Annotated in this window: 6 protein-coding genes and 1 rRNA gene; all 7 read left to right on the forward strand. The window is 43.2% G+C overall.

Annotated features, from left to right (window positions below):
- Positions 1 to 184 precede the first annotated feature (184 nt).
- Positions 185 to 763 (forward strand): C40 family peptidase, encoded by a 579-nt coding sequence (locus JT26_RS01265; RefSeq protein WP_052110274.1) that lies wholly within the window; start codon positions 185 to 187, stop codon positions 761 to 763.
- 18 nt (positions 764 to 781) lie between these two features.
- Positions 782 to 1,459 (forward strand): HAD family phosphatase, encoded by a 678-nt coding sequence (locus JT26_RS01270; protein WP_036844921.1) that lies wholly within the window; start codon positions 782 to 784, stop codon positions 1,457 to 1,459.
- A gap of 27 nt (positions 1,460 to 1,486) precedes the next feature.
- Complete coding sequence (locus JT26_RS01275; protein WP_160217620.1) at positions 1,487 to 2,269, forward strand: TrmH family RNA methyltransferase; 783 nt, start codon at positions 1,487 to 1,489, stop codon at positions 2,267 to 2,269.
- Positions 2,266 to 2,979, forward strand: coding sequence for an SAM-dependent methyltransferase (locus JT26_RS01280; protein ID WP_036844927.1), 714 nt, complete (start codon positions 2,266 to 2,268; stop codon positions 2,977 to 2,979). The genes JT26_RS01275 and JT26_RS01280 overlap by 4 nt, the downstream gene beginning before the upstream one ends.
- A gap of 22 nt (positions 2,980 to 3,001) precedes the next feature.
- Positions 3,002 to 3,622, forward strand: a complete 621-nt coding sequence (locus tag JT26_RS01285; protein WP_036790164.1) for an L-threonylcarbamoyladenylate synthase — start codon at positions 3,002 to 3,004, stop codon at positions 3,620 to 3,622.
- Between the two features lie 238 nt (positions 3,623 to 3,860).
- The gene (locus JT26_RS01290) at positions 3,861 to 5,012 is read left to right on the forward strand and encodes a nucleoside recognition domain-containing protein (RefSeq protein ID WP_036790166.1); all 1,152 of its coding nucleotides are present in this window, start codon (positions 3,861 to 3,863) and stop codon (positions 5,010 to 5,012) included.
- A gap of 1,112 nt (positions 5,013 to 6,124) precedes the next feature.
- Positions 6,125 to 6,326 (forward strand): 16S ribosomal RNA (locus JT26_RS01295); the annotation flags it as partial.

Here is a 6,326-nt window from a genome sequence, read left to right on the forward strand (position 1 = left end):
AGAGTATAGGCAAACTCACGAACTCAAGACCAAATCTCCGGAAACTCTTGTCGGAAATGTCAAAGAGAAATGGAGAAGAGGCAGATATAAATATCATAATAAGGTCGCTCCCGAAAGAGTGACCTTATTGTGTTTATAGCAAACAGTATTAGCGGTTTTGCTGATATCTTAAAGAGTATCTCCCATGAATCGTAAAGTCTGGCTTTTTATCGTATGTCTGTATATTGTTACCGTGAGCTCTTGTAGAACAACAAAGGCTCCCGTTCAACATGTTACGTTTCCCCCCGAAGTGAGATTGTCTCAGATAGAGGCACGAGAAATGGCAAATCTTGCTCAAGAAATATCTGTAGAGATAGGTATGCCGGTTACTCAAGAAGACAATCTGCTGCTTTATGCTTTTATAGCCGATTGGAGAAACGTTCCTTACAGATATGGCAGTGTCGGGAAAAGAGGAACAGACTGTTCCGGTTTCGTGATGAGTCTTTATGAAGCGGTTTATCAAATTCCTATTGGACGAATGTCTGCCGCATCACTCATGGATAAAACGGTTCCCATAGAAAGAGCCGAACTCAAAGAGGGAGATTTAGTCTTCTTTAATATCAACAACAGAACCGGAGGTCGAGCATCTCATGTGGGTGTTTATCTGCGCAATGATCTTTTTGTGCATGCAGCCACTAAGACCGGTATCACCATAAGTTCGCTTTCGGAAAGATATTATAGCAGAACCTATTTGGGAGCAGGACGAATCAGAGAGAGAACTTAAAGCCTATACTATCCGGATATGTATCCCAAAGAAGTTTCTACAATACTGTTTGATATGGATGGTGTCCTCTTCAATACCATGCCTGTCCACGTTTCGTCTTGGCTGGAGACTACCAACAATTATGGACTGAAAGCCAAGCCGGAAGAGTTTTACCTGTTTGAAGGTCAGCCAGGAAGAGAAACCATTCGTCATCTATATCTGAGAACATTTCAGACAGAGCCGCCACAGCATCTTGTGGAAGAGATATACAGCTATAAGACTTCTCGCTTTATGGAGAGTGCGGATGTGAATACACTCATTCCGGGGATTACGGATATTTTTGAATTTGCCTCTCAAAAAAGATGGAACATAGGAGTGGTAACCGGAAGCTCTCAGCGAGCCTCTCTTGATAAGTTAAAGCATCATTTTGGAGAATATGTTTCCACCTCCCATATTGTCACAGGAGATGATGTGAAGAGGGGAAAGCCTTCTCCGGAGCCATATCAGAAGGGAATGAAGATGTTTGAAGCACTTCCGGAGGAGACTTTGGTTATAGAAAACGCTCCGTTTGGAATCCAGAGTGCATCCTCTGCCGGTGCTTATACAATAGCAGTTGCTACGGGTCCTATACATGATGAAGTGTTAAGAGAGAACGGAGCAGACAGAGTATTCCCCGATATGCCTGCTTTGAAGGAGTGGTTGCAGAGCCACTATTGATCGGAGTACCAATTTATGCAGAATCAGATGAAGCCGATAACGAACAACGAAGTCAAGCTGATATCTTCTCTTCAACACGCTCGATATAGACACCGGCATGGACTTTTTGTGGCAGAGACATGGAAAGTAATCAAAGAGTTACTCCCTTATTTTGATCTCCATCTCATAGCTTGTCATCCCTCTTTCCCTATTCCGGACTCTGTTTCCCTGCCTTTTTCGGCAGTAAGAGAGATAGACGAAGTCCGGCTCAGAAAGTGTTCTTCTCTTCAAACACCGCGAGAAGCTGTTGCGGTATTCTCTTTGCCCTTACAGAAAGAGCTTGATTTTCAAACCCTACCTAAAGGTGTTATCCCTGTTTTAGATCGAATACAAGATCCTGGTAACATGGGCACTATCATCCGTTTGTGTGAGTGGTATGGTTGCTCTACTCTTATTTTGGGAGAAGGATGTGTAGATCCTTTCTCTCCCAAAGTGGTGCAGTCTTCCATGGGTGCTCTTGCAGGGGTTACGCTTTACAGGGATGTTGATCTGCCCGGTTGGATGTCTCTCAATAAAGATGGATCGACATCGGAGATTATTGCTACGGATATGACCGGTACGAGTCTCTACGGATGGAAACCGGAAAAGGATACCATCTTTCTCTTGCTGGGGAACGAAGGAGGAGGACTCTCTTCCGAACTGAAGCGGTTGGCAGATCATACAATTACAATTCCCCGTTCATCTCGCTCTTTTTCCGCCGAATCTCTCAATGTCGGAGTAGCTTCCGCCATCATATTGTCTCATCTTACGGCACACTCTTCATTATCGTGAAAGGAAAACTTTATCTTATTCCCTCCGCGCTGTCGGAAGTATCATCTTCCCATTATATCCCTCCATACAATATCGAGGTGATACGCAGTGTGAAGCACTTTATTGTGGAAAATGCTCGCACGGCAAGGCGTTTTTTGAAGTTTGCACTGCCGGAGCTGAATATCTCCGAGCTGGTTATAGTAGAGATGGACAAGCACAATCCACAAGAAAGCGTTGCAGAGCTGGCAGAACCATTGCTTCAAGGGTATAGTGTCGGACTGCTTTCCGAGGCAGGTTGTCCTGCCGTTGCCGATCCCGGTTCTCGCATAGTGGAGTGGGCACACAAGAAAGGAGTAGAGGTGATACCTTTGGTAGGACCCTCATCTATCCTGTTGGCACTTATGGGATCCGGCTTTAATGGGCAACGCTTTGCCTTCAAAGGCTATCTCCCGATAGATGATAGAGAAAGGGCATCGGTGTTAAAAGAGATGGAGCGAAGAATATCCAAAGAGGACGAAACCCAGATTTTTATAGAGACTCCATACCGTAACGTAAAATTGATAGAAGAGTTAGTCAGACAGCTTCCGTCACAGCTGCGTTTATGTGTTGCCGTGAATCTGACGGACGATAAACAACAAAAAGTAGTAACAAAAAGCCTTACCGAATGGAAGAAAGAGAAGGATCTCTCCGATTGGTTGCACAAACATCCTGCGATATTCCTTCTTTTTTAATCCTGACGAAAAATAAATCCTTATGTTAGTTAGAGTTTTTGAAGATAATCCCCAGAGCAGTGTTATCGCTCAAGTAGATGAGATTTTGTCTCACGGAGGAGTTGTCATCATGCCCTTGGATGGGCGTTATTGCCTTGTTGGAGATGCACTCCAGCCGCATGCTGTACAGACAATTTGTGATATAAAAGGGCTCATCAAATCCGTCAAAACGCCTTTGACCATTGTTTGTAAAGATCTTTCCCAGGCAAGTACCTATGCCAAGATAGACAACGCCTCTTTTTCCATTATGAGGCAGAATGTTCCCGGAGCATTTACTTTTGTATTGCCGGCGGGGGGAAGTCTGCCTAAGATTTTCAAGCAAAGGAAAGAAGTCGGTGTTCGTATCCCTCAAGGAGGTATCATTAACGCACTTTTTGCTCTCAGGGATGAGCCTCTCATTACGGCTTCTCTACCTTCTGCAAAAGCGGATGAGGATGAAGCATATCTTTACCATCCCGAACTTATAGAAGAGGAGTGGGGAGAAAAGGTGGATTTGATTCTGGATGCAGGAGAGGGAGCAATGGAGAGAACCACCATTGTCAGACTGATGGATCCGGACGAGATAGAGATTATAAGAGAAGGGGCAGGAGAGCTACAACTCTAACCCTAAGTTAAGAACAGATCCATTCTAACTTTTTAGAGGAAGAAAAAAGATATTAAAATTTGCACATCCTTCCGATTGCCGATTGCAAAAATAGTTGTTACTTTGCAGGCGATTTGGAGGATGTTTTTCTTTGGAAACTAAGCTTTTCGTTCACTCGAAAGGCATGCTGCAAATCCTTTACCTTTAGCCGGTAGAATCTTGAATCGAAAAAATATAATACGCTTATCTGAATAAATTTATGAATCCAACTTCCAAAAAGAATTCTCAATTCTTGCGTCACTTTTTAGAGGCAGGGATCTTTCTTTTGCTCTTCTTTGCTGTTTTCGGCTATATAGGCTCTCAGATGGGATTGGCAAATATGCTGAACACCATCATGAACACCTCTTTTCGTCTGCTTATAGATACCGTCTTCTACATCATGGGTATTACCGTATTGAGTGGTGCGCTCGGCAGTTTGTTGGTCGAGTTTCATGTGGTGGACATGCTGGAGCGTGTGCTCCGTCCGTTGATGCGTCCTGTCTACAATCTTCCGGGCGTCTCTGCTTTGGGTGGTATCCTGACATTCCTTTCGGACAATCCGGCTATCATCTCTCTTGCAAAGGATCGTAAGTTTTGCAGATACTTCAAGAAGTATCAGCTCGTATCCTTAACCAACTTCGGTACAGCCTTTGGAATGGGTCTTGTGGTTATTATTTTCATGGCGAGTAAAGGCTATGCATCGGGTGCTTTGGTCGGACTCTTCGGAGCACTTTGTGGTAGTATAATATCCACGCGACTCATGCAACGCTTTACTCTTAAACGGTATCCCGAAATGGACTCGGCGGTAGATCTCGAAGGCACCGAACACGTCGAAGCGGAAGAGAAAAAAGAGAATGCTTTTCTCCGTATGCTCAATGCTATTCTGGATGGAGGTAAGACAGGGGTGGACTTGGGTATCGCTATCATTCCCGGTGTACTCATTATCTCTACTGCGGTAATGATGCTGACAAATGGCCCTGGTGCGGATGGTGCTTTCAATGGAGACGCTTTTGAGGGAGTGGGATTGCTTCCTGCCTTGGCAGACAAAGTGGACTTCCTGTTCAAGTGGCTTTTCGGATTTGAAGACTCACGCCTTATAGCTTTCCCGATAACAACGCTTGGAGCTGTTGGAGCCGCACTTGGATTGGTGCCTAACTTTGCTGAGCAAGGAATATTGGACGGAAACGCCGTGGCGGTCTTCACTGCAATGGGTATGTGTTGGAGTGGTTTCCTAAGCACTCATACAGCCATGCTCGACTCTCTCGGCTACCGCAAGCTCATATCTCAAGCCATTGGAGCTCATGCCATTGGCGGTCTTATAGCAGGCGTTATTGCTCACTGGCTTTTCGTCTTGGTCAGCATGATCTTTTAAGTGGGTTTGTAATCAGTTTTTAATACCCGTATAGAGGCAAAATCGTATCACGATTTTGCCTCTTTTTGTTGGGAGCTTTTATATAAAAATGGAATTGATAACGGCTCCTCTAAAAGTTTCTTCTTTCATCGTCTTTTGGGGTTGCTAAAAATTGGAGTTGCCTTATCTGTTTGTCGATTAGCTTATTACTGAAAATCAATTCTTCTGAACTTTTCTCCTCTCGGACGGATTTAGGGCTTGTTTTTGAGTTAATATGTGTTGAATTTTGAGTGGTTTGATGTAAATATTTTCTAATTTAAGAAGGTGCCGTAAAATCTCTTCTTTTGGTGTCTAAAAATCTAAATCATTAGAAATGAATACTATAAGGGAAATTCTAAACACGTTAATCGAATTCGGTAAACGTGTTTAATGAAATCACTAAACGTGTTTACTGAAAAATTAAACACGTTAAGCCGAAACAATATGCTCGTTTACTGTTTTTGATGACTTTTTCTGGTTAATAAATGTGAGTAAAACAAGGGCGATTTAACATTCTGATCAGCCTCTGAAAACAACCCTTTCGATCAAAATAGAGAGCAAGAAAAAAGTGAGCATTTTTCGGGATGGAATATATAAAAATGAAGTCTCCAAAAACGGATTCAAACCAACTCTTTTTATCGAAAAAAGTGGTTGAAGAAGTTTTTGAAGCAAAATCCTTGCTCTGAAAATAATTTTATGCAATTTGTTGTTTCATTCTTCTGTTTGATAAACAGGTGGTTGGGTGTTTCTTGTGGATATTTTTGCTGCTAAATTACTTGGAGGTATTTGTACGTTCAAGATATTCTTCCTACCTTTGCATTCGCTAACGGGAAATCCCGGTGGCAAAGACAAGATCATAGATATATTGGATACAAGATTTTCAACAAGTAGTACAAGGGAAGAATCTACATAAGTAGAGGACATTACCCGTCAACTATTACCTGGGAAATAGAGTAAGGATACTGAGCATAGGAATAAAGTAAAAAAACAAAATGACAAAGAAGAGTTTGATCCTGGCTCAGGATGAACGCTAGCGATAGGCTTAACACATGCAAGTCGAGGGGCAGCATAAAGTCAGCTTGCNAAACAAAATGACAAAGAAGAGTTTGATCCTGGCTCAGGATGAACGCTAGCGATAGGCTTAACACATGCAAGTCGAGGGGCAGCATAAAGTCAGCTTGCTGATTTGGATGGCGACCGGCGGATGGGTGCGTAACGCGTATGCAACTTACCTGTCAGAGGGGGATAACCCGGAGAAATTCGGACTAATACCGCATACACTTGAGATGCTGCATG

This window comes from Porphyromonas sp. COT-108 OH1349 (assembly GCF_000768755.1).
Lineage (GTDB): Bacteria > Bacteroidota > Bacteroidia > Bacteroidales > Porphyromonadaceae > Porphyromonas_A > Porphyromonas_A canoris.

What these genes read in the sequence shown, in the direction of transcription:
- JT26_RS01265 (WP_052110274.1), top strand. Translation starts at nt 185, where the DNA reads ATGAATCGTAAAGTCTGGCTTTTTATCGTATGTCTGTATATTGTTACC.
- JT26_RS01270 (WP_036844921.1), top strand. Translation starts at nt 782, where the DNA reads ATGTATCCCAAAGAAGTTTCTACAATACTGTTTGATATGGATGGTGTC.
- JT26_RS01275 (WP_160217620.1), top strand. Translation starts at nt 1,487, where the DNA reads ATGAAGCCGATAACGAACAACGAAGTCAAGCTGATATCTTCTCTTCAA.
- JT26_RS01285 (WP_036790164.1), top strand. Translation starts at nt 3,002, where the DNA reads ATGTTAGTTAGAGTTTTTGAAGATAATCCCCAGAGCAGTGTTATCGCT.
- JT26_RS01290 (WP_036790166.1), top strand. Translation starts at nt 3,861, where the DNA reads ATGAATCCAACTTCCAAAAAGAATTCTCAATTCTTGCGTCACTTTTTA.